This window comes from Lunatimonas salinarum (assembly GCF_017811155.1).
Classification (GTDB): domain Bacteria; phylum Bacteroidota; class Bacteroidia; order Cytophagales; family Cyclobacteriaceae; genus Lunatimonas; species Lunatimonas salinarum.
The window spans coordinates 18,373-42,192 of record NZ_JACVCV010000004.1; the positions used below are offsets into that span (position 1 = coordinate 18,373).

Genomic DNA, 23,820 nt, shown 5'->3' on the forward strand with positions numbered 1-23,820 from the left:
CTTTATATTTGAACGTATGAGGAATAAATCCGACTAAAAATACTCAAATATTGTGCCTTCCACAGAATGCTTAGGCACTTTGCTACAAGTCGGCACCAAAACGCCTAAGAATTTCCCCAACAGGAGACAGCCCGCTGCAACTGCTGCCTATTGAAACTATTAAGAAGGCTGACCGAAATTCTTAGACCGACATCAACTTAAAATGAAAATCCCCGTATCCATTTTTTACATGCGCTATTTCTTTGCGAAGGTGATATACTGCGTCCAGTAACTTGGCATTTTTTAATTTGCCCGCATCAATGGCCTTGAAACCGATCAACTCTATCAGTCGCTTTAAGATCAGCCTACTCTCTACCCCATCGCCACAAAAATAGGTTTCCTTTACCAAACCCAAAGGATCCGATTTTGGATACTCCAATCCCAAGTTATTAAACGCCTTGAAAAGTGATGGATGATTGGTTTGCTCTAGGATAAATCCGGTATTGCCCCCCAATTCATTTTCGGAGGTACCATTGGTACAGTCAACCAAAATTTTCCCGACGGTATCCGTTGCATTCATAGCAGCACAGATCTGCGGCAACACGTCGTTGTCACTACAAATAAAAACAATATCTGCCTTATCAATGGCCTCTCGGAATGTAAGCATGGATTGATTCTGCATTTGGAGGATCTTCCAGGCTACCTGACCGGCATGAAAACCTTCCCTGACTCCAAAAACGACATCCATACCCCTGGCCAAAAACTTATTCCCTAGTGCTGTGGCAAGATTGGTTCCTCCTAATATAGCTAACTTCATGGTAGTCTTTTGCGATGAATTTTGATTCGGTTTGCTAATTAACCGTTCTAGCAGATGGATGATTGGGCACTTTCCCGATTAGATTTTAAGCTAAACCGAAGTTAAGCGTATAACTAACACTGAAAGTAAACAGTTATTTTTCACATAAACAAATAATTTGTTCAAAACAAATTATTTGTCGTTAAAAACAAAATACGCGCAAATAAACGCTGTAAATAAGATCAACAATAATCTGTTAAAACAAAGCGCTTCGAAAGCACCCGGTAAGACTATTTACTGGAAGCCAATGCCTTCATTTTTTCCAGTATGAGCCCGTGTACTCTTCCGTTTGAACCCACTACTTCGCCTGCAAACAAGAACACCGGGCCTCCCTGAAAATTACTCACCTTCCCACCTGCCTCCTCCAATACCAACGTACCCGCTGCAATATCATAGGACTGTAGGTTATATTCAAAATAGGCTTCTACCCTACCACAGGCTACATAGCAAAGGTCTACCGCTGCACTTCCTATACGACGAAGGCCGTGACTAGTTAAGACCAAGTCCTTGAGTAAATCAAAATGGGCTTCCAAACGATTTCCCAGGTAATAAGGAAAGCCAGTAGCTATTAAGGATTTGGAAAGAGCATCAACCTCACTGACCCGAATCGGCCTACCATTGCAAAAAGCACCACCACCCCTATATGCCGTAAAACATTCATCCCGGCCTACCTCGTAGACTACTCCAAGCATTACCACACCATCTTTGGCCAATGCTATAGATACCGCATAAGAGGGAATGCCATGCACAAAATTGGTCGTGCCATCCAATGGATCCACAATCCACTTCCAAGGTGTATCTACCTGTTCCACGGTTTGCTCCTCGGTGATAAATCCAGCTTCCGGAAACAAGTTGGAGAGTGCCTTGACGATAATTTTTTCTGCTTCCTTGTCCACATAGGAAACAAGGTCATTAAACCCCTTATGCTCTACTTTCCCAAGGTCAAAATGCTGCCGTTCCTTTCTGATAAATGCACCCGCATCTTTAGCTGCAGCTACTGTAGGTTCTAAAAGCGATTGTAAATTCATATTATTTTTTTCCAGACAATGTCAACACAATCTCACCCTTTATCGGATGACTTTCATAGTAATCAATTAATTCGGCGAGGGTACCTCTAACGTTTTCTTCATAGATTTTCGTCAATTCCCTACTAACACATGCCGTTCGGTCAGGCCCAAACACCTCTGAAAACTGAAGCAACGTTTTCAATAACCTATGGGGAGATTCATAAAACACCATCGTTCTCGATTCATTCAATAACGCCTCTATACGGGTTTTTCGGCCCTTCTTAATCGGAAGAAACCCTTCAAACACAAAACGGTCAATGGGAAGTCCGGAATTGACCAACGCAGGAACAAACGCCGTAGCGCCGGGCAGGCAATTAACGGTAAAGCCCCTCTCTATCATTTCACGAACCAACAAAAAGCCCGGATCGGAAATCGCCGGAGTACCTGCATCGCTAATAAGCGCCATAACTGTCCCCTCCTTCATCCGTGCGATCAACCGCTCCACAGATTTGTGCTCATTATACATGTGATAGCTCTCAAGAGGCTTTTTGATATCGAAGTGCTTCAGTAGCTTTCCGGAGGTTCGGGTGTCCTCGGCTAAAATAACATCCACAGACTTTAATACATTCAGCGCACGCAACGTGATATCTTCCAGGTTCCCGATTGGCGTGGGAACTAAGTATAAGTGTGGGGTCTCAGGCATTACAGCAATTGATCAATAGCACTTGAAAGGTCCCAGTCCTTTTGAGTGATCACATGGCCTTGATCGTGCGAAGTCAGGGAAATCGTCACCTTATTGTAGGAATTCGACCAATCTGGGTGATGACCATGCTTTTCTGCCAAAAAAGCTACCCTTGTCATGAAAGCAAAGGCCTCCGTAAAATCGCTAAATTCAAAGGTTTTGATCAGTTTATTAGCTTCTTCTGTCCACATATGCATCAGTATATTAGTTTATAGGGCAATAACCCCCTCAATATTGGCGGCACGCAAGTATACGTCGATGATTGCCTCGCTGTTTGGCATCAGTGCCTGAATGGTAGCACTGACATAGGTTCCCTTGGAAGAAACCTTCAATTTCATCTCATTATTGGGCAGCAAGGATCCAATCTCCGCTTCCCTACCTTTTGGCACAATAAATTTAAACATATATAAGGTAGGGAAGGTAGCGTGTGCCTCTAACTTTTCCCTAAAGGAAGTCAAATCAAATGCGTTGTTCATACTCGTACTTTTTTCATAATAACGACCTAAGGAGATAATTAAATCCCCCATTAATAAAAAAATCCCATTCCTGCTTAGAAATGGGATCTTAATAGGTATGATTTTGTTAAAAGAACTTGTACCGATAATCTTTCACTTCTGCTAGCTCTTCCATCGCCATCATAATCATGTAGCTGGTTCGCTGGGAGGAGCTTGACGTGATTTCATTTTGATACCGTGTAAAGTCCGCTATCTCTGGCGCCGGGGTAAAATTATTTACCTTTGCCACTATTACCCCGATATCCTCTTTAATTGGCTTCGAGATGGTTCCCGTGGTGCTCATTCCAAAGATAGCACCTACGGCCCTTGGAGCAAATCCAACACCTGGAATCACCGTCGCATTCATCCTTAGGTCAGGTGTGGATCCCAACGAAGCATCGGGGAACTTCTCCTTGATTGCCTCAAGGGTCTCCAATCCATTTATTTGCTGAATAATCAGATCGGCTTTCTTTTCATTGCGAACTTCCATGGATACCTGCTCGCGTGTCATAGGGTCTCGTAGATCCGCTACCCCCTCACCCGTCTCTGCCACGACCAACGCAACCACATACGCATCATCCAGCTCAAACACCTGAGACACATCGCCGACAGAACCTTCGGTAAAGGACCAACGCACAATTTCCCTCGCACCTGTCAGGTTGTTTAGCGACCTGGCAGAGGAGCCAACTCCAGTAGCCTTTAGCACCTGATATCCCTCCTTTTCCGCGTTGTCTTTAAAGCTGCTCGCATTGGTGGAATTAGCCGCAAACATATCCGCATTCCGAAATACGTCGTTTCTGGTAACATCACTGGCGATCAACTCCAACTCCAACACAGCAACCTTTGTCGTAAGTGTCTGAGGGAGTTCAGTCACTTCAATGATGTGATAACCGTATTCCGTTTCCACTAGGTTACTGAGTAGTCCGGTAGTTCTAGCCGCAAACACTGCATCTGCAAACTCTTCGATAAAATCTTCCTTTGCAAACCAACCCAAATCACCGCCTCTCTGAGCTGTTCCATCCTGTCCGTATTGCTGGGCTGCGAAAAAGAAATTCTCACCGCCTTTGATCAGATCCAAAATTCGCTGTGCTTCGGCCCTTACCTCAGCTTTTGCGCCATCTTCTAGCCCATCCGTAGACAACAATATATGGCTAGCACGCATCCGTGGAGTCCCTTCAAACTGCTCTGTAATCTTATAAGATACAAAACTGGAACGTTCGGTCAAAAATGGCCCATATACTGCACCCTCTTCAGGATTTTCCACATTTGCGGTGAGATTTGTCGGCAAATCATCCCCTGGAAGGATCGTCCTAAACGAATTGCTTACATCGGAATTACGCAACACAAAAACGGAATCCTCCGTAGTTGTTCTCAATTGTTCTGTGAGTTCGCGAATCTCGGTAAGTACTTCCATTGAATCTTCCGGGCTTGGCCGAAGACTGAAAGTGACATAATCAATATCCCTGCTTTCATCCACCTTGAACCGATCCTTATTTTTATTGATAAAGCTCTTCAGTTCACTATCGGACACCGACACGGCAGTGTCAGAAATCACATAATAAGGAATATGCACATGATCAACCTCTGCGATAGAATTGGCCATTTTGTGCTGCAAACGAGCCTCCGCAGAATTGGCATACTCTGAAAAGCCCAACATGTTGTCATACTTAATCCGAAGCCTAGAATCTGCAAACAGTCGCTCTTGCTGTGCCCAAAACATCTGTTGCTGCGGATCGGCATTATCCAATGATTGGAGGAACGTATACAGCTGCTGCCTGTCAAACTCTCCGGTTTGTGGATTGGTCAGCTCTCTGCGCAACTCGGCTATGATGTTTTTTCCGGAAACCATGTCTACCAATTCCTCGTCTGAAATGGTCAAACCCAACTTCTCGTACTCTGCAGAAAACACCTTTTCTACAATCAGCGCCTGCCATGCCTGCTCCCGAATACTATACAGCTCATTTTCAGAAGGATTTCTCCCTGTATTTTGCTGAAAAGAAAGCTTTGCCTCTTCTATTTTTTGAATATATTCCTCATAAGAAATACGATCCCCCGCTATTTCTCCGACTGTGGTTCTTCCACTGCCTAGGATCATCGAATTGGGGCCCAATATATCTCCTCCTACGAGGAAAAAAATGAGTCCAACTGCGATTACTCCGATAGCAAGACCTGTTCTTTGTCTGATTTCCTTTATTAATGCCATTCTCCTATTTTTTGAAGTGTCGCAAAATAATTACATATCCCTCTAAATTCAAAATAATCCTCGATCAATAAATCAAGTATTTGGTATCTACCGTACGTTTATCTTAAGCTTTACAGTATCAATACGATGATCTTGCTTAGAAACTACGGTAAACGTGAAGGGACCAAAAGTCGCTGACTCCCCTTTCTGAGGTATATTTTCGGTTTGAGAGAGGATAAAACCGGCGAGGGTTTCAAAATCTCCGGAAGGCAACTTCCATCCGTACTTTTCATTGAGGTAATCGATTTCGTGCCGGCCACTTAACAGGAATTCGAAATCTGAGAGTTGCTGCTCAACGAGGTCATCGCTATCATACTCGTCCTCTATCTCTCCAAAAATCTCTTCGATGATATCTTCCATGCTAACGATACCACTTGTACCCCCAAACTCGTCGACAACCAGTGCAAGGCTCTTTCGCTCTTTTATAAATTGTACAAGCAGCTCGTTAGCCAAGGCCGATTCGGGAACGATGATAATGGCAGTCAATATCTCACTGATGGTTTTGGGCTTCTTGAATAGCTCAAGGTGATGGCAATAACCAATCACATCGTCAATGGTATCCCTATACACAATTATTTTGGAATGGCCACTTTCAATGAACGCCCTTCTAAGTTCCGAAATATCTTCGGTTTCCTCGATTGACACCAAATCTGTGCGCGGCACCATGCACTCCCGCACCCGCACGGTTTTAAATTCCACCGCATTATCAAATATCTTGGTGTCAATCTCCAACTTACCATCTTCACCCTCAGAGCTCAGGTTGCTTTGGATAAAGCTGTTCAAATCCGTGATTTCGAACACCGGCTTATCCTCTTCATAGTCCAATTTGAGAACCTTGGTAATAAAGACCTTTGATAAACCTACCACAAACCATACCACGGGGTACAGCAAATAGTAAACCAACGCAAAAGGCAACGAAAAAAAAGCCAGCAAGCTATTTGGGTTAAGCATAAAAATACTCTTGGGCACAAACTCCGCAGTGATCAACACAATCACCGTAGACACTACCGTCTGTAGTATCATTACAAAAGCCTGATTATTGAGCTCTTCCGGAAGCAATTGTTGAATTGGCGGTTCCAACAAATAGGCCATAAAAATACCGTATAAAACCAACGACACCGTGTTGCCTAGGAGTGTGGTTCCTATGAAATGGCTTGGATTATTGATAAACCTGGAAAGTATCTCGCCGGATAGCTTGCCCTGCTTGCTTTGAAGCTCAATATGCAGCCTATTTGCGGAAACGAATGCAATCTCCAACCCTGAAAACAACGCTGAAAATAACAGGCTGACCAATACGAATACCAAATACTGCGTTTCCATCTAGCGTCGATTTTTCTTCCTTTTAGATTCAGAAGCATTTGTGGATTCCTCCCGATCGGCCCGAACGCGCTTGCGGTACATATACCAAAACAACAAGGCCACCGCAAACATCAAGATGGGATAGGACGCTGTGATACCCTGCGTCATCGTGATGTGTGCTCCGATGATCACTAAAGCTGCTGCCGCCGGCAATATAAGGTAATCAAGCAGTTTCATGTGTCTATAATTGTTATTCAGCGGTCACAGGGAATCTCGCATGGCGGATAGTCATCCTAGTGTGTGTCGCTTGCGTCGTGCTCGATTTCAAGTGTCTATAATTGATTTTAAATGGTCAGAACATGTCCCGGTTCATCAGGATGCCCGCCTGAAGGCAGTCACCATGTAGCATAGTCCTTCCCGTGAGTGTCACTTGCGCCAGGCTCGATTTCCTTTGTCAATTTTTTTGATCGGTTGACTGTTCAAGCCTCCCTGCTGACACCTACAATGCATTGTCTATTTCGCCTGTTACCTCGGTGAACGTGTAGTCATTGAAACCCTCGTCCGCTTCCATGCCTGTACCTCGGATAATTCGGTCAGGTTCCTCTACGGTCACAAATTTTTCGGTGTAAATCCTTTTTTTACTCGGATCCCAGAACAACTCTTCTGAATTTAACCTTTGATCTTTGGAGATGTTGTGGACGCGGACATCTCCTTCTCCACGGTACAAGTTGGTACGCTTCTCGTAATACCCGCGATCAGCCTGAATGGTCGTAGACAATGCCCCGTCCTTGTCGAAGAAATGAATGACTATTCCCTCCGGGAATTCAGTGTTTCCATTTCGAAACTCCAGCTGCTTGTCCGCCATCAACTTCGTCCGTACAATTGCAGAATCACTATGGTGCAAGACTATATCAAACCCCACCCTAGTGGGACCCTCGTAAACTGCCAGCTGACTTTTATCCACATCTTCCCTGCATGAAAAGGAGAACATGCACCAACCCAACACCAAAAAGGCTGACAAAATATCCGCAGACCTCAAAACCATTGTCAAAGATAAAAACAAAAGGCGGTATGTAACCGCCCTTTGCCAAATATAATCCTTATTTCAGTAACGTTTAATCCCGTGTCGCCAAGGTTACGGTTTGACCTATCCAACAGCCGGTATTGATTGTTTCTCCTACTTGAAAACCCTCTGTAAACAATTCTTCTTTCGATGGGAACCTCGCCTTAGCGTTGGCCATACCGGAAGAATCCCCGCCACGAGCATAAGCATCGTATGCAGCGATGAAAATGGAATAATCCTTCACGCGGCTTTGACCGCCTCTACAATCGTTGGATGAACTCATGTAAAGCCCACCAATGAAGCTGTAGGCGTCCTTTTCCCGATCTTTGCTTAATTCTGCCGCTTTCATCGCAGAGGTTCTCGCTTGACCCTTTCTTCCAAGGTTGGCATGAACCTTCGCCATGTCCCAATGGATTTCAGCCCGCTGTTCATCTGTGGTCGCAAGAGTCAAGGCTTTTTCAAACAACTCACCTGCTTTCGCATACTCGGAATTTTGCATGTACCTTAGACCCCTAACCTGCGATGTAGAGAAGGTCGGGTCGTTGTTATCAATTACTTCAAGGGCAAAAAGGAACGTATCTGAATTGGTACACTTCTGCTGAACTGAATATTGGAACACTTGCTGCGCAAGCTTCATATTCTCTGGATCCGCCATCATTTTAGGCCCTAAAATATTTGCAATGAAATCACAGTCGATGATTTCCATGGCTACGATTAACTGCTCCATGATACCCTTTTGACTGCTTACATCATTGCCGGCTCCCTCAGCCTCCTCCAAGATCGCATTCAACGTCTCATAAATACCAAGTAGCTCTTCCGGTGTATAGGCTTTGTTATACGCATAGTTACGGTATACCGCATCAAAATAAGCAGGCACTAGTTGATAGGACAATGTACCATTTAATTCAAGTACCCGAGCGAACGCATCCGTAGCCACGCCAACCTTGGTCTTTTCTCCTTTGTAGAAGTTGTATGCATAGTAGGCCTTGTTAGCGATCCACCTAGATTCATTATCGTATAGTTTGTTTCTCAAATCATAAATAATCATAACAGAATCCTGATAGACGCTCTGCTCTTTCGGGTCAGTCGCTGCTTTTGCCGCCCCGGCATAAATATCCACTCCGTTGATATAGAGCGACTCATTTAATTCAGGTACATTAACGAGCAGCCAGTTGAGCCCGTTTTTCGCCTTTAAGAATTCTTCCGAACGCTTGTAATCGGTATACGCTGCGTTCAATTCCCTGGCTTTGGCTTCCATTTGAGGATCCGAAGGCCAATTCCAACCGTCTTGGGCATTTGCCATTCCAATCATCAAAAAGGAAAGACAACCCATAAGCGCCCATTTAAATTTCCTGTTTGTCCACATCATTCAAATACTTTTTTGTAAAACCAACTATTATCATTTATTGAAATACCCAAAGATACTTTGAAATAATTCTCTCTGATCAATCCATTCTCTACCGTTCCTCTGGAGCCTACTTTAAATGCCAAATTAAATAATGACATCGAATATACCGGAATGGAAGCACCAAAATTTATGCCAATATCCGTAATCTCTGTTCCACTCAGAAAATACGGCAATCGTTCATATTCCACACCAGATCTGAACGTAATCCGTTGAAACAGGCTTTCGATAGAATAGGGATTAGGCACATATTGTCCTCCTAGACTCGCCTTGAAGGAATTTGTCAGTGAGTTTTCTCCTCCACGAAACCCCCTGAACTGACTGAAATCCTGATGCTGCATCTCCAGTCCAATAACAAATTTATCAATTTTTTCGTAAGTTACTCCGTATCCGAGCCTTTGCGGAATAAAGATACTACCCGAAACATCGTCTCTCAAAACGTCTCCCGGTGAGTTTGGGATTGCAGACTGACCCAATTCCGCCATTTTCGCAAACTCTTTTCCGTTAATGTCTCCAAAGAGATGATAAATGGCGCCAATGTTCAGGAGTTTCCTGTCTCCAATTTTCGCCATATAATACAGCCCACCCTTAAAGGTCAGGTCACTAAAGGTCATCCTTTCATAATATTCCGAGGAAATACCCACATCATTTCCTTCTTCATTGAGCAGTTCCAATTGGTTGGTCCGTATGGTAGACCCAAAGAGGTAGGACGCATGCAAGCCCAAGCTAAGGTTTTTGGCTACCGTAAATCCGGTTTGTAGGTACACTTCACTCAGTCCTCCGCGCCCCTGAATATTATTGATCGACGTAAGTGGCGAATTCACAACGGGCGATTCTACCGAGAGGTTATAATCAACACCCGTCACTTGATTTAACCCCAATCCCATCGCCCACTGCCGAGGTATGATTGGGAAGGACATGGCTACATAGCTAAGCCCACCGCCATCTATCCTATCTGAACCCGCAGCTGTGGCAGCATCGACGGAATTGTAATTAAACGCAGCCTGAAAACTATACGCATAATTCTTAATTGAAATGGCAGGGTTCACGTTATTTACACTAAAACTGCTGCCATAACTGACGCCCATGCCTCCCATCGCTTGGTTTTGGGTCAACCCAGAAGTGTTGAATTCACCTATTCCCAATGAACTGTATGTAGAAGAAGTTGACTGTGCAAGACTAAAATTTATGGATACCAAGCCTAGAAAAAGACTCAATAAATTACGCATGTAGTTTTTCGACATTGTACGTTAAAATTCGATTCAATCCGTATAGGACCAAATTGGGGATTACAAATATGGGGTCTTTTGTTAAGCTTTCAAAGTATTTGGCATCTCCTCCGCAAATATAGACCCCGAGCTTCTCATATTGATTTTGATAGGTTTGGATCATTCCCAATACTTCGTGTTTCACGCCGTGATAGATCCCCGACTGCATACAAGCCTTCGTATTTTGACCGATCAGCGGTGCGCCGGATACCGGCCAAGAGACCAAAGGCAAACGGGCAGTCTGCCGGTGCATGGCTTCCAATCTCATTTGAATCCCCGGTGAAATAGCTCCTCCTAAGTAAGCATTGTCAGCATCCAGAAACTCAAAAGTGATACATGTGCCTAGATCCACCACTAGTAAGGGGCCCTCCTTCCGAAAACAACGAGCACCTATCACACTCGCGACCCGATCCAGTCCCAAGGTAAATGGAGTTTCGTATCGATTATCCACGGGCAGCAGCGTGTCGTAATCGAAGTACACAAAACTAAAATCAAGTGACCGCTCCAGTTCTTCCTTGTTCCACCTGACTGAACTGATCAACACCCCATCCACCGCCGTCAGTCTTAATGCAAGATCATTGAGTGCTGATAGCTCCATGATACGCCATTCTTCACTCAACTTCCCGTCCCGGAACAGGGCTGCCTTTATACTGCTGTTGCCTATATCTACTATGAAGTTATCCAATACAAAAACTGCCTTTACCGGGCGCTTAGTAATTATGTAAAATTAGGCATTTTCAAAAAGGCATGGGGGTACACAAAAAAAAAATTAACTTTACGTACCTTGTTTTAACAATATTTAACCCAAATGGAGATTCAAACGAATTACCCTGTAATCGGCCTGATGTCGGGAACCTCTTGTGATGGATTAGATGTCGTCGCAGCTTCCTTTACAAGGGGTGAATCACCCCTTTGGCATTACGAAATACAGGCTGCAGAAACCGTCCCTTTCCCCGCCCCGCTAGGAAACTCCCTTAAGGATAGTCACCTACTCAGTGCATTGGATCTGGCTGTATTAGATGTCACTTTTGGCAGGTGGATGGGTGAAACGGTTCGGGAGTTTTGCCAAAAACACCGCCTTGCCCCCATGGCAGTAGCCTCCCACGGACACACCGTGTACCATCAGCCCGACAAAAACCTAACACTGCAAATTGGCAACGGCTGGAGCCTGTACACGGCCGCAGGTCTTCCGGTGATCAATGACTTTAGAAGTCTTGATGTACAGTTAGGAGGACAGGGTGCTCCCTTGGTTCCCATTGGGGATAAACTACTGTTTCCGGAAATTGACTACTGCCTCAACCTAGGGGGCATCGCAAATATCTCCTACGAACAAGGCGGCAAACGGCTTGCGTTCGATATTTGCCCGTTTAACCTACTATTCAATCACTTTGCCTCCCGGCTTGGTGCGCCTTTCGATGCCGGCGGGGAGTACGCCCGATCTGGGCAAGTCAACCCTACACTACTGAAGAGACTGAATGAGCTGCCCTATTACCGCACCCTAGGGTCAAAATCACTGGGCAGAGAAGACATTGATGTCGGATTCCATCCGCTAATCAATGAATTCCCATTACCACCCGCAGACGTACTTGCTACACTATCGCAACATTTTGCACATAAGGTAGCTCTAGTGATTCAGCCTCATAACGAAGGTAAACCGAAACTTCTTTGCACCGGAGGAGGTACATATAACCGCCTTTTTATTGAAAATCTACAAAAACAAGTGGGGCATTCAGTAGAAATTTTGGTGCCAGAGCCTACCTTAGTGGAGTTTAAAGAGGCCTTGATTTTTGGCCTACTGGGCGTACTACGCCTTAGGCAAGAAACCAACTGCCTGGCTTCGGTCACAGGAGCTGCTGAAGACAGCTGTGGAGGCACCCTTTACGGATTTAATGAAACAAAAAACCAAAGAAACCAACGTACCTATGCGGGTTCTACTAAAAAAATTTGAAAACAAACAACCTGAAATTGTATTTGAATGGAGTGATAGCGAATCCGAAGCCGAAGGGTGGCTAGTCATCAACTCGCTACGTCACGGGGCTGCTGGTGGTGGCACACGCATGAAGAAAGGAATCGATAAACAGGATGTGATCGAACTGGCGAAAACCATGGAGGTGAAATATACGGTTTCGGGACCTCCGGTAGGCGGGGCAAGATCCGGAATCAACTTTGACCCGTCGGATCCTCGAAAAGAAGAGGTACTAAAAAGATGGTATGCCGCTGTCATGCCCATACTCAAAAGCTATTGTGGAACCATGGGAGATCTCCACGTAGACGAACAACATGAAATCCTCCCCATAACCGAAAGTTACGGACTTTGGCACCCTCAGGAAGGAATCGTAAATGGGTACTACAAGGCGGCGGAACCCGAAAAAATACGAAAGATAGGCCAGCTACGTCAGGGTATGACCAAGATCATCGAAAACCCCCTCTATGCACCGGACGGGATGAAAAAATTTTTGGTATCCGACATGATTACAGGATATGGTCTCGCCGAATCAATCCGGCATTTTTACCATCTTTGGGGCGGGTCATTGGCAGGCAAAAAAGCCATCATACAGGGTTGGGGAAATGTCGGAGCATCTGCGGCCTGCTTTTTGGCACTGGCCGGCGTGAAAATCGTTGGAATTCTTTCGCTGGAAGGTGGCTTGATAAATCCCGCAGGATTTACCCTTGAAGAAGTAAAAACCATTTTCGTAAACAAGGAAGACAATAAACTCAGGGCAGCCAACCTAATCCCCTATGTAGAAGCTTCCGAGAAAATATGGGATGTCCCGGCAGATATTTTCGTACCTGCTGCCTCCTCCAGGCTGGTAACCAAAGAACAGGTGAATCGGCTCCTTAATGGAGGGGTAGAATTGATCACTTGCGGTGCAAATATTCCCTTTGCAGAGGACGACATTTTTCTGGGGCCAATTGGCATCTTCACTGACAATAACATTTCACTCATCCCCGACTTCATTTCCAATTCAGGAATGGCACGCCTAGCCGCGTACCTGATGGGGGACAAAGCCTCTCTTACAGACGAGGCGATTTTTGAAGATATCAGTGCCACAGTATACAAGGCCCTTAAAAAAGCACATTTAGCGAATCCGGGACGTACCAAAATCGCCCAAAGCGCACTGGAAATTGCTCTAAATCAACTTATTTAATACCATTACCGCTAAATGATACGTGTATCTTCAGGTCCTATAAAGGGTGTGATTTATAAACTCGAAATCACACCCTTTATAAAAATTTACTCCTCTTCCATCAAATTTGTTGTTTCGTATGATTCAAAATAGGTAGTTTAGGGAGCTAAAATTTTGGAATTGGTTTTCTTACCACGTTTGGTTAACTTCATTTTCCTGAGTTTTCAACTAATCTAATTGAACTACTTGATGAAGAAATTCATTGCTTCATGCACACTTGTTTTTGGGCTCTTCCTGTCTCCATTTATTCCAACGGTAGATGCGACGACCGCCGAAAAGGCCTCCTCGGGGCTGTTAACGGCAGAAGCACAACCGCTTTTGGCTGATGCATCTGAATTCCAATCAGCTGATCCGGTGATTGAGTTGGCCCACGGAGAGGAACATGGTCATGCACCAGGCTGGCTAGTCGTTCCATTTGTTGCATTGCTGCTAATGATTGCCACTGGCCCTCTATTCTACGAGCATTTCTGGCATCACAATTACCCGAAGATTGCAGTTGGATTGGCAGCCTTCGTCGTGTTATATTATCTCTTTGCTTTGCATAATGTACACAATCCAGTCCATGCATTGGCTGAGTATATTCAATTTATTGCCTTGCTCGCATCCTTGTACATTGCATCCGGTGGGATTCTAATCAAAGTGGACAAGAAATCCACGCCTTTTGCCAATGTATCCCTTCTCGTAATTGGTGCGTTGATTTCAAATCTGATAGGAACTACCGGCGCCTCTATGCTGCTTATCCGTCCCTTTATCCGTTTAAATCGAGATAATATACAGCCATATCACATCATTTTTTTCATTTTTATGGTCAGCAATGTTGGAGGCTCCCTAACTCCTATAGGTGATCCCCCACTTTTTCTTGGTTTCTTGAAAGGCGTCCCCTTTTTCTGGACACTGGAACATAATTGGCCAGCTTGGGTATTGGCATTGGCATTTTTGGCCATATTGTTTTACCTGATCGATCGCAGGTTCGGAAAAACCGAGGAACATGATCATCCGGAACCGGAGGCCTTTACCAACAAAATATCCTTAATTGGCACCAAAAACTTTCTGTGGCTTTTGGTTATTATTATATCTGTTTTTTTAGACCCCAACGTACTTGATTGGGTTCCAGCCATCCATTATGATGGACAAAAGTTTTCCTTTATCCGTGAGACCATTATGCTGTCGGTAGCGTATTTGTCGTTCAGGTTTGCCAGCAAAGATGCCATAAAGGGCAATGAGTTTAATTTCGAGCCAATCCGCGAAGTTGCGTTCATTTTCATTGGAATATTTGGCACCATGATGCCCGCACTTGAGCTTGTGGGGGATTTCGCTAAATCACCGGAAGGGGCCGCCATGATCACTCACAACAGTCTTTACTGGGGCACTGGCACCTTATCCGGCTTTTTGGATAATGCACCCACTTACCTCAATTTTCTTGCCGCAGCGATGGCATCAGAAGGCGCGGACATCAACAATATCCAACAAGTCAAAGCGTTTGCCGCCAACAGTATGCCCGAGTCTGCCTTTCAGTTAATGGCCATCTCCATCGCATCGGTGTTTTTCGGTGCGATGACCTATATAGGAAATGGTCCAAACTTTATGGTAAAATCGATCGCCGAGCAGAGTGGGATAAAAATGCCCTCCTTCTTTGGGTACATACTGAGATTTTCCATCCCGATTTTGCTACCCATCCTCTTTGTAACCTGGCTGGTGTTCTTTGCTTTTGCTTAGCTAAAAATTACTTCCTGACTGTGGCTTTCAACTGCATGTCATTCGCTGACAATAACCAAACCTTTTGGTGTCCAATAACCTCGTACGAATCCAATAGACCCGTATTGGGATCTATGCTTAAGGAACCAGCCCCTTCGGAAAGATAAAAAAAAGACGCTTTTTTGTACGTAAAGGATACCTGAAGAATTCGGTCACCTTCTGTGGTCACACGCAATTCCTGTACATCACCCGGTTGTCCTTCGATGCGGGTATACACGACACCATCAGGCATCTCCGCTATTTTATAAGAACCGGCTAAAGACGCTTTGTTGATATCGGATTGGATAAATAAGTCCAGTTCCCTTCTCCAGCCTACGCTATCCAACTTTTGAATGATAGTCTCTTGGCTTTCGCCCAATAACAGGATCTTTTCAATTTCCTTTCCATCCAAAAGTTCGATTTGAGACAATACAAATTCGCTTAGCGGAAAGTACTTGTCCAATTGGGTGGGATTTTCCGACAACCTAACTTCTTTCTCCGAACACGAAAACAGAAGCACTAGCCATAAGGCCAGGCTTCTGTTCTTGGTTATTTCCAAACACCTCATTTATTTCAATAAGATATCCCCGGTCATTTCTGCTGGAATTTCCACATTCATTAGCTTGAGAATAGTGGGTGCCAGATCTCCGAGCTTTCCGTCGTGAATGAGCAGCTTATCGGATTTATCAACCATAATACAAGGAACTAGATTGGTTGTGTGGGCCGTATTTGGCGTACCGTCTTCGTTTAGCATGCAGTCACTGTTTCCGTGGTCAGCTATCACTATTACCGTATAGTTGTTTTCCAATGCCGTCCTCACCACAGATTCGGCACATTTGTCCACCGCCTCGCAGGCCTTAACGGCCGCATCAAACACACCGGTATGGCCGACCATGTCAGCATTGGCGAAGTTTAGGCAAATGAAATCCGCTTCCTTCTTAGGTAATTCCTGGTTGATTTTTTTTGCGATTTCCTGGGCACTCATTTCCGGCTGTAGATCATAGGTCGCCACTTTCGGTGAATTACACAAAATACGGGATTCGCCTTCAAATACCTTTTCTCTACCTCCGGAAAAAAAGAACGTGACATGGGGGTATTTTTCGGTCTCCGCAATGCGGATTTGCTTTTTGTGGTTCTTAGCTAGTATCTCTCCAAGGGTATTGGAAAGGTTATCCTTTTCAAAGACCACTGAAACTCCCTGAAAAGTCTCGTCGTACATGGTCAAGGTGACATAATTCAACTTAAGCTTCTTCATGTTATAATCAGGGAAGTCCGTTTGCGTGAGTACTTCGGTGATCTCACGGCCCCTGTCCGTCCTGAAGTTAAAGCATATCACGGTGTCACCCTCTTCCATATTTCCGATCGGCTTTCCGGCTTCGTTTACCTGAATGATGGGTCTGATAAACTCGTCGGTTACGCCGTTGGCATAGGATTTCCTTACCGCCGAAAGAATGTCCTTCGACTTTTCCCCTTCTCCTTCTACCATGGCCTTGTATGCCAAGCTTACCCGTTCCCAGCGATTGTCCCTATCCATGGCATAATATCTGCCAATCACAGAAGCTATCTTTCCTACAGATGTTTCGCAGTATTCCTTCAGATCACTCAGATAGTTAATGCCCCCTTTCGGGTCTGTATCCCTTCCGTCAGTAAAGGCATGGATGTACAGTTCAGAAACTCCATTAGCCTTTGCTGCATCACATAGGCCCTTTAGGTGGAGTATATGGGCATGCACGCCTCCATCGGATACCAATCCTATTAAATGCACCTTTTTTCCCGCCTTGGCCGCTGCTTCGAATGCCTCTACGAGCACCGGATGATCATTTAACTCCCCGGCTTCTACCGCCTTGTTTATTTTTACCAGATCCTGATATACCACCCGGCCTGCACCGATGTTCATGTGACCAACCTCGGAATTCCCCATCTGTCCCTCCGGAAGACCAACAGCCAAACCCGACGCCTCAAGCTTGGCATGTGGGTATTTTTCATACAAGCTGTCAATAAAAGGTGTTTGTGCCTTGTCAATAGCTGAAACCTCCGGATTAGTGGCTAATCCCCAGCCATCTAAAATCATCAATAAAACTTTCTTGTCCATGTATGCTGGTATTCGATTTATCTAGATAGACTACAGGCTAAAGAAACGTCTTGTCCCTAAAGACAATTGCGTAACACCTGCCCATTTAAGCTGACAAATATAAACGATATTCGTTAAAGCACGGCAATTTATCAGGTATTCTAGTAAGCTTGACCATCAGACGCGCCCGGTGGTGTAAATGATGATAAACTCCGGAACACAAGGGTGATTTTGGCCTGGAATTTGCAACCGAAAGGCCATGAGATTGTGTATTGCCGTATTTATCAGTTTGTTCACCCTGCTCTCATCTGCTCAGACACCTACCACAGGACCTAAAACCCCCCTAGCTGAACAAATCGAACAGGCCCTAAAGCAAGGTTCCAGTAAGGAGATCGCAAAAATGCTGGATGCGACCGTTGAAATCAAGTTGGGTGATAACCGGGGCCACTTTTCAAAAAACCAAACAGAAATTCTATTAAGGGATTTTTTCAAAAAACACCCTCCCCAGAATTTCGAAATCATCCACCAAAGTGATTCCTCTGAAACAATCAGCTACCTCATCGGGAATTATCAGAGTAGAACCGGGTCATTTAAAACCCTGATCAAGAGCAAGCTTAACTCTGCCAGCCAACTAAGGATCTACAGCCTGGAAATCACCAAGGAATAGAAAAAATGTGCCGCAAAAAACATCGGAAAAGGCTTCATGCAAACCAGCGCAGGAACAAAGCAACGGCTTATTCCATGCGTAAGAGGGAATAATTGCCTACTTTTACCTTGTGAAGCATGCATACATTACAAAAGCACGGTTGACTGATTTTATCACAGCCGCTATCAAGGAGGACGTCGGCGATGGCGATCACTCTACCCTAGCCGTAATCCCAGCTACTGCAATGGGTAAGGCCAAACTTCTGATCAAGGAACCCGGCATACTCGCCGGAGTGGAACTGGCCAAAGAAATCTTTCAACACTACGATCCCGACCTGAAGGTAAGCATCCAAATACCTGACGGCAGTCCCGTGGATGCGGGTGACGTGGGACTTTTTGTGGAAGGAAAAGTATCCGCTATCCTTACCACAGAGCGACTGGTACTTAACTGTATGCAGCGTATGAGTGGCATCGCTACCTATACCCATCAGCTCACTCAAAAAATAAGCCATACCAAAGCCAAGCTACTGGATACCCGCAAAACCACGCCAAATTTTCGCATGATGGAAAAATGGGCCGTGAGCATCGGTGGTGGCAAAAACCACCGGTTTGCACTCTACGACATGATTATGCTGAAGGACAATCACATCGACTTTGCCGGAGGCATACGGCAGGCCGTATCTGCAGCACAGGAATACCTGAAAAAAAACCAGCTTCCCTTAAAAATCGAGGTGGAAACGCGTAACCTCGACGAAGTAGCAGCGGTGTTGGAAGTGGGCGGTATAGACTTTATCATGCTGGACAACATGTCGTATGCACAAATGAGAGAAGCCGTTGCACTGATAGGAGGACGATACCCCACCGAAGCCTCGGGCGGCATCACGGAAGACACACTGGTGGCAGTGGCTGAATGTGGCGTGGACTACATCTCCGTGGGAGCGCTCACCCATCAGGTAAAAAGCATGGATATCAGTCTAAAGGCGGTAGTGTAGCTTCGGTAAACTGTAGCTTGACCAGCTTGGAATAATAGCCCCCGTCCACCTGGGAGAGCGTCTCATGATCTCCTTCCTCTACGATCTGACCCTCCTTTAGCATGTAAATGCGATCCACCTTCCGGATGGTCGCGAGGCGATGAGCAATTACAATGGTGGTTCGGTTTTTCATCAGTTTATCCAAAGCCTCCTGAACCAAAGCCTCCGACTCAGCGTCCAAGGAAGAGGTGGCCTCATCTAGCACCAAGATCGCCGGATCTTTGAGAATGGCTCTGGCAATGGCGATTCGCTGCCGCTGCCCTCCCGAAAGCTTCACGCCACGTTCGCCCACCAAGGTATCCAGGCCTTCCGGGAATTTTTCAATAAACTGCCAGGCATTCGCTTTACGTGCCGCATCCACGATCTCCTCCTCGGTAGCGTTGGGTTTGGCGTAGGCAATGTTTTCACGGATACTTCCACCAAACAGAAGTACCTCCTGCGGTACAATACCGATATGCGACCGCAACTCTTTGAGATCCCAGTCTTTGAGTGCCTTGCCATCTACGGAAATCGATCCCTTTTGCCACTCGTAAAACTTCATCAGAAGCTGCACAATCGTTGACTTACCGGCACCGCTGTATCCTGCCAGGGCAACCTTTTCGCCTGGACGTATGGAAATTTCCACCCCCTTTAAAACCCACACATCCGGCCTGGTGGGATATTGGAAATGCACATCGGAAAAAACAATCGAACCCTGAACCGACGATGGGTTGGTCAAGGCAGTGGAGGTTTCCGGTGACTCATCCAGGATCTCCATCACCCGCTCGGAAGAGCCAATGGCCTTTTGTACCTGTCCGTAGATATCCCCCAATCCGGCAATGGATCCTCCGATAAACGTGGTGTAAAGCACAAAACTCACCAGATCGCCCACACTCATGCTTCCCTCACTGACCAAGTTGGCACCGTACCAAATGACCGCTACAATGCCCCCAAACAGGGCAAAAATGATAAAGGAGATGAAAGCACCCCGGTATCCAGCAGCTTTTAAGGCTACCTTCACCACGTTGTTCAATCCCCTGCCGTACCTCCTTGACTCAAATTCTTCGCCTGTAAAGGATTTAACCGTAGCGATGGAATGCAGGGTCTCCTCCACCACCACATTGGCGGCGGCCAGTTCATCCTGGGTCTCTTTCGACAGCTTGCGGATAAACCTGCCGAAGACCATGGCGATGATCACCAACACAGGTATGGTGGCTAACATGAACAAGGTCAACCGTGGTGTCGTGTAAAACAAAAATACAACCCCTGCCAGCAACGTAATTAACTGCCTCAGTAGCTCCGCCAGTGTGATGGAAAAGGTATCCTGCAGCAGGGCCACATCAGAGGTAATCCGGCTGATCAGTTCCCCGGTCCTTCGCTTATCAAAAAACGACATCGGCAGATGCACCATACGGTCGTACAGTGCCATACGAATATCCCGCATGGACCGCTCGCTTACCTGCGCAAACAGCCAAACCCGAAAAAAGGAAAACATACTCTGTACAAAAAGAATCCCCAACAGTATCAGTGCTATCGAATTGATGCCTTGGACGATCCATGCCTCTCCCGAGGCAGCGTCTATCAACTTTCCCGCCACATAGGGAAACGTAAGTAGTAGGAGACTTGAAAAAAACAGAAATCCCATGCCGATAAAAAAAGGCAATTTATAGGGAAGTGCAAACCTAAAAATACCGGCAAGCTTTTGAAAATTCTGCTTATTTAGTTTTCTCTTTTCACTCGCATCAAGTGGAAGCCCTCTTGTTTTAGCCATGGAAATAGGTGCTCTTTTTTCTTGCGGGCAAAGGTACACATTTTAGCCAAAAATGCCCCATGACTACTGAGCATCTGGTAGTAAATACGGACTGTTACATGTCTTTAGACTGCATATTGATTTTTTCTTATAAAAATATCAAATTACATTATATTATTTTTTTTATATATATTTATTAAATAATGACATTAAATTTACATTTTTTTATTTATTAAACTAATTGCCATTAAATTAGTTTTTACCTTATTTTAGCTGAGCCAATACTAAAAGGATTTACCTGGAAGAAACCGGGCGCGTACAATCCGCTGATCTCTAGGGGCAAGGAGCTAATCCGATAACCGACTTTGGAAAAGTATTGCCATTCAAACCAGCCGACTTTATACAACGCTATATAACACAGTTCCCATGGAAACGAGTTGGAAATGGACAGCCGCCGGACTCTTCCTTTTTATACTTGGCATATCCGTAAAAATTTCCGCCCTGTTTGGAAAGAAAATCACCATTTGGAGATCGGAGCTGGAATTACTTCCTGTTAAAAAGCGATAAAATCCGGCGTAGGAACTGTTTTTCCTTTTCCCAGAAAAATCCGAACTGACCAAAAATAAAGCCATACACCAGCAGGATAAGCTGATATAAGGGAAGCACCAACAGCAAGTATAAGATGGTTTTCCCGAATCCTCCCTCCGATCGATCGATACCCAGTAGGTCGAATATGGGCTGTTTGATCCACAGCACCGTCATCCCCGTGCAGGCAAAGACCACTAAAACCAAAATCACCTGCCAGAGGCTTTCCAGCTTCCATTTATATTGGAGTTTGCGGAGCCATGTTTTTTGGGAGGTGTCTTCGGAACTATTACTCATCCATGCAATCGGTTTAGGTGATTTGGAGACAAAAGTAACAAAATTACTCCGATTTGCCTTAATACGCCGTAGAAGACGCCGGGCTACCCTAAGGTTGAGGACAAAAGCCAAAAAAAGCAATCGCGCCGGTTGCGAGAAACAATCCTCTCCACTGTCACGGCCCCGATTAAAATAAAAAAAGGGTGCGGCTACAGACCACACCTTCACAAGTCAACGCAATCCCTACCATTAAAAATCAAACAGTCCCTCATTAAGACTTTGGAGAGCCTGATTCTTATAGGCCGCGTCTACGAGCACAGACACGTTGTGCTTGCTGCCTCCATAGGACACCATGCGAAGCGGTATCTCGGAAAGACTACCCATAATATCCTGCAAAACGCCCTGCTGCTCCATAATCAGATTACCCACAATGCAGATAATCGCCATGTTGTGATCAATCTCCACCGTGCCGAATTTATCCAACTCCAACTTAATCTCCTCCAGATGAGAAATATCATCGATGGTCAGTGAAATAGCCACCTCTGAGGTGGTAATCATATCGATCGATGTTCGGTATTTTTCAAAGACGTCAAACACTTTGCGCAAAAAACCATAGGCCAACAACATCCGGCTCGACTTAATCTTGATCGCCGTGATGCCATCCTTTGCCGCCAAGGCCTTCACCCCGCCACGCTCCTGTACGTTGGCAGTAATCGTCGTACCCAATGCCTCCGGCTGCATGGTGTTTAGCAGCTTTACAGGAATGTTGAACTGCTGTGCCGGCCAAATGGAAGCCGGGTGCAGGATTTTGGCCCCGAAATAGGCCAATTCTGCGGCTTCATCAAAGGATAAATGGGCAATGGGACGGGTCTTGTCCACGATTCTCGGATCGTTGTTATGCATGCCATCGATGTCCGTCCATATCTCCACTACAGAGGCAGAAATCGCCGCACCTATCAGAGAAGCCGTGTAATCACTCCCTCCCCGCTTCAGGTTATCCACCTCATTTCGATGATTCTTACAGATGTACCCTTGTGTCACAAAGAGTTTCTTCTCAGGATATTTGGCCAGCAGTGCGCTCAGCTTTTCCCGGATCTTAGGAAGTTCGGGCTCACTATATTCATCGATACTCATGTAGTCCAAGGCGGGCAGAAATACCGCATCGATTTGCAACTCCTGGAGAAGCGTGTAAAACAACTTGGTAGACAAAAGCTCTCCTTGGGCCAAAATATCCTTGCTGATGGCATCGTTAAAGGAGATTTTCAGCAAAATCGCTAAAAACTCAAAATGCTCCTGTATGATCTTCTCTCCCTCCTTCATCGCCATATCGCTACGAAACAACTCCGAACAGAACTGCTTATAATGTGCGTGCAGCTCATCAATCCGGTGCTTTGCGAGGGATTTGTCTCCTGCGGACAAGGCATCCCCTATACCTACCAAGGCATTGGTAGTACCTGAGAGGGCAGACAAAACAACAATCGTCGGTTCATCACCGGTGGTTACCAGATCCTTTACCTGATACATTCTTTCGGGTTTCCCTACCGAGGTCCCCCCAAATTTCATGATTTTCATATGTCGCTATTTATTTTTCTGCGAACTTCCTTTGTAGTCCTATTTGGATCAACTTGCGCTCAAAGCAGGTCGTTCAACGCTGGATTACGAAGAATACCTACTAACTTTTCAACTGTTTTACTAGTTCCAGAAACCCACTTTCAGAAACCGAGCATCTTGATGGCTGTGATAGCCGCCTCATCTCCTTTATTACCATGTTTACCACCCGCGCGGTCAAAGGCCTGTTGCTGTGTATTGGGTGTTAGTACGCCAAAAATAACCGGCTTGTTGTACTTCAATCCCACTTGAGTGATCCCGTTTGCAACCGCGTCGCAGATAAAATCAAAATGCCGGGTTTCTCCCTGAATGACACAACCTAGGCAAATAACGGCATCGATATCCTCCAGTTGCGCCAGCCACTGCCCACCCAAGGAAAGTTCGAAGGAACCTGGTACATTTTTCCGGATAATATGCTCCCGCTTGGCTCCATTGGCCAGGAGCGTTTCCAGGGCACCGGAGTATAGTGACTCGGTTACTTCCTCATTCCACTCGGAGACTACAATACCAAACCTCTTATTGCTGATATCCTTGACATTTGCCTCGCTGTGTTGACTTAAATTCTTTAGAGAAGTTGCCATAATAAATTAGGTAATTG

At 45.4% G+C, this 23,820-nt stretch carries 23 protein-coding genes; 5 read left to right on the forward strand and 18 right to left on the reverse strand.

Annotated features, from left to right (window positions below):
- Positions 1-181: 181 nt before the first annotated feature.
- From IAQ59_RS05630 to IAQ59_RS05685, 12 genes are all read right to left on the reverse strand, one after another.
- Entirely contained in the window at positions 182-796 is a 615-nt protein-coding gene (locus IAQ59_RS05630) for an NADPH-dependent F420 reductase (protein WP_209329825.1), read from the reverse strand.
- Positions 797-1,065: 269 nt separating this feature from the next.
- A complete protein-coding gene (locus IAQ59_RS05635; RefSeq protein WP_209329826.1) occupies positions 1,066-1,863 on the reverse strand; it encodes an inositol monophosphatase family protein in 798 nt (265 codons plus the stop codon).
- A gap of 1 nt (position 1,864) precedes the next feature.
- A complete protein-coding gene (gene rsmI, locus IAQ59_RS05640) occupies positions 1,865-2,545 on the reverse strand; it encodes a 16S rRNA (cytidine(1402)-2'-O)-methyltransferase (protein ID WP_209329827.1) in 681 nt (226 codons plus the stop codon).
- Positions 2,545-2,775 carry a 4a-hydroxytetrahydrobiopterin dehydratase gene (locus tag IAQ59_RS05645; protein ID WP_209330104.1) on the reverse strand — a complete coding sequence of 77 codons (231 nt, stop codon included), beginning with the start codon at positions 2,773-2,775 and terminating at the stop codon, positions 2,545-2,547. Before IAQ59_RS05645 ends, rsmI begins: the two co-directional genes overlap by 1 nt.
- A gap of 18 nt (positions 2,776-2,793) precedes the next feature.
- Positions 2,794-3,060 (reverse strand): DUF493 family protein, encoded by a 267-nt coding sequence (locus IAQ59_RS05650; protein ID WP_209329828.1) that lies wholly within the window; start codon positions 3,058-3,060, stop codon positions 2,794-2,796.
- A 106-nt stretch (positions 3,061-3,166) separates the two neighbouring features.
- The gene (locus IAQ59_RS05655; RefSeq protein ID WP_209329829.1) at positions 3,167-5,281 is read right to left on the reverse strand and encodes a peptidylprolyl isomerase; all 2,115 of its coding nucleotides are present in this window, start codon (positions 5,279-5,281) and stop codon (positions 3,167-3,169) included.
- An 87-nt stretch (positions 5,282-5,368) separates the two neighbouring features.
- A complete protein-coding gene (locus IAQ59_RS05660; RefSeq protein WP_209329830.1) occupies positions 5,369-6,640 on the reverse strand; it encodes a hemolysin family protein in 1,272 nt (423 codons plus the stop codon).
- Positions 6,641-6,856, reverse strand: a complete 216-nt coding sequence (locus IAQ59_RS05665; protein ID WP_209329831.1) for a hypothetical protein — start codon at positions 6,854-6,856, stop codon at positions 6,641-6,643.
- A 262-nt stretch (positions 6,857-7,118) separates the two neighbouring features.
- Entirely contained in the window at positions 7,119-7,664 is a 546-nt protein-coding gene (gene lptC / locus IAQ59_RS05670; RefSeq protein ID WP_209329832.1) for an LPS export ABC transporter periplasmic protein LptC, read from the reverse strand.
- 70 nt (positions 7,665-7,734) lie between these two features.
- Positions 7,735-9,051 carry a hypothetical protein gene (locus IAQ59_RS05675; protein ID WP_209329833.1) on the reverse strand — a complete coding sequence of 439 codons (1,317 nt, stop codon included), beginning with the start codon at positions 9,049-9,051 and terminating at the stop codon, positions 7,735-7,737.
- A complete protein-coding gene (gene bamG, locus IAQ59_RS05680; RefSeq protein ID WP_245189455.1) occupies positions 9,048-10,316 on the reverse strand; it encodes a BamG family beta-barrel-assembly machinery protein in 1,269 nt (422 codons plus the stop codon). The genes IAQ59_RS05675 and bamG overlap by 4 nt, the downstream gene beginning before the upstream one ends.
- The gene (locus IAQ59_RS05685) at positions 10,309-11,040 is read right to left on the reverse strand and encodes a type III pantothenate kinase (protein WP_209329835.1); all 732 of its coding nucleotides are present in this window, start codon (positions 11,038-11,040) and stop codon (positions 10,309-10,311) included. The genes bamG and IAQ59_RS05685 overlap by 8 nt, the downstream gene beginning before the upstream one ends.
- Positions 11,041-11,163: 123 nt before the next feature.
- Here IAQ59_RS05685 and IAQ59_RS05690 point away from each other — a divergent pair, with 123 nt between their 5' ends.
- From IAQ59_RS05690 to IAQ59_RS05700, 3 genes are all read left to right on the forward strand, one after another.
- On the forward strand, positions 11,164-12,303 hold the full coding sequence (locus IAQ59_RS05690; RefSeq protein WP_209329836.1) for an anhydro-N-acetylmuramic acid kinase: 1,140 nt from the start codon (positions 11,164-11,166) through the stop codon (positions 12,301-12,303).
- On the forward strand, positions 12,278-13,504 hold the full coding sequence (locus tag IAQ59_RS05695; protein ID WP_209329837.1) for a Glu/Leu/Phe/Val dehydrogenase dimerization domain-containing protein: 1,227 nt from the start codon (positions 12,278-12,280) through the stop codon (positions 13,502-13,504). The genes IAQ59_RS05690 and IAQ59_RS05695 overlap by 26 nt, the downstream gene beginning before the upstream one ends.
- A 228-nt stretch (positions 13,505-13,732) precedes the next feature.
- On the forward strand, positions 13,733-15,259 hold the full coding sequence (locus tag IAQ59_RS05700) for a sodium:proton antiporter (protein WP_209329838.1): 1,527 nt from the start codon (positions 13,733-13,735) through the stop codon (positions 15,257-15,259).
- 7 nt (positions 15,260-15,266) lie between these two features.
- On the opposite strand, the gene IAQ59_RS05705 is transcribed toward IAQ59_RS05700, so the two are convergent.
- Both IAQ59_RS05705 and gpmI read right to left on the reverse strand, forming a co-directional pair.
- Positions 15,267-15,836: a hypothetical protein gene (locus tag IAQ59_RS05705; RefSeq protein WP_209329839.1), complete on the reverse strand. Its 570-nt coding sequence runs from the start codon at positions 15,834-15,836 to the stop codon at positions 15,267-15,269.
- Positions 15,837-15,845: 9 nt separating this feature from the next.
- Entirely contained in the window at positions 15,846-17,369 is a 1,524-nt protein-coding gene (gpmI, locus tag IAQ59_RS05710) for a 2,3-bisphosphoglycerate-independent phosphoglycerate mutase (RefSeq protein WP_209329840.1), read from the reverse strand.
- Between the two features lie 238 nt (positions 17,370-17,607).
- On the opposite strand from gpmI, the gene IAQ59_RS05715 reads away from it, so the two are divergent.
- Entirely contained in the window at positions 17,608-18,015 is a 408-nt protein-coding gene (locus IAQ59_RS05715) for a DUF4783 domain-containing protein (protein WP_209329841.1), read from the forward strand.
- Between the two features lie 109 nt (positions 18,016-18,124).
- Complete coding sequence (gene nadC / locus IAQ59_RS05720) at positions 18,125-18,985, forward strand: carboxylating nicotinate-nucleotide diphosphorylase (RefSeq protein WP_209329842.1); 861 nt, start codon at positions 18,125-18,127, stop codon at positions 18,983-18,985.
- Here the strand turns inward: nadC and IAQ59_RS05725 are convergent.
- The 4 genes from IAQ59_RS05725 to ribH form a co-directional block, all read right to left on the reverse strand.
- Complete coding sequence (locus IAQ59_RS05725; RefSeq protein WP_209329843.1) at positions 18,963-20,774, reverse strand: ABC transporter ATP-binding protein; 1,812 nt, start codon at positions 20,772-20,774, stop codon at positions 18,963-18,965. The genes nadC and IAQ59_RS05725 overlap by 23 nt on opposite strands.
- A gap of 522 nt (positions 20,775-21,296) precedes the next feature.
- Positions 21,297-21,635, reverse strand: a complete 339-nt coding sequence (locus tag IAQ59_RS05730) for a DUF6787 family protein (protein WP_209329844.1) — start codon at positions 21,633-21,635, stop codon at positions 21,297-21,299.
- Positions 21,636-21,863: 228 nt separating this feature from the next.
- The gene (locus tag IAQ59_RS05735) at positions 21,864-23,186 is read right to left on the reverse strand and encodes an aspartate kinase (RefSeq protein ID WP_209329845.1); all 1,323 of its coding nucleotides are present in this window, start codon (positions 23,184-23,186) and stop codon (positions 21,864-21,866) included.
- A 140-nt stretch (positions 23,187-23,326) separates the two neighbouring features.
- Positions 23,327-23,803: a 6,7-dimethyl-8-ribityllumazine synthase gene (gene ribH, locus IAQ59_RS05740; RefSeq protein ID WP_209329846.1), complete on the reverse strand. Its 477-nt coding sequence runs from the start codon at positions 23,801-23,803 to the stop codon at positions 23,327-23,329.
- Positions 23,804-23,820: the final 17 nt, after the last annotated feature.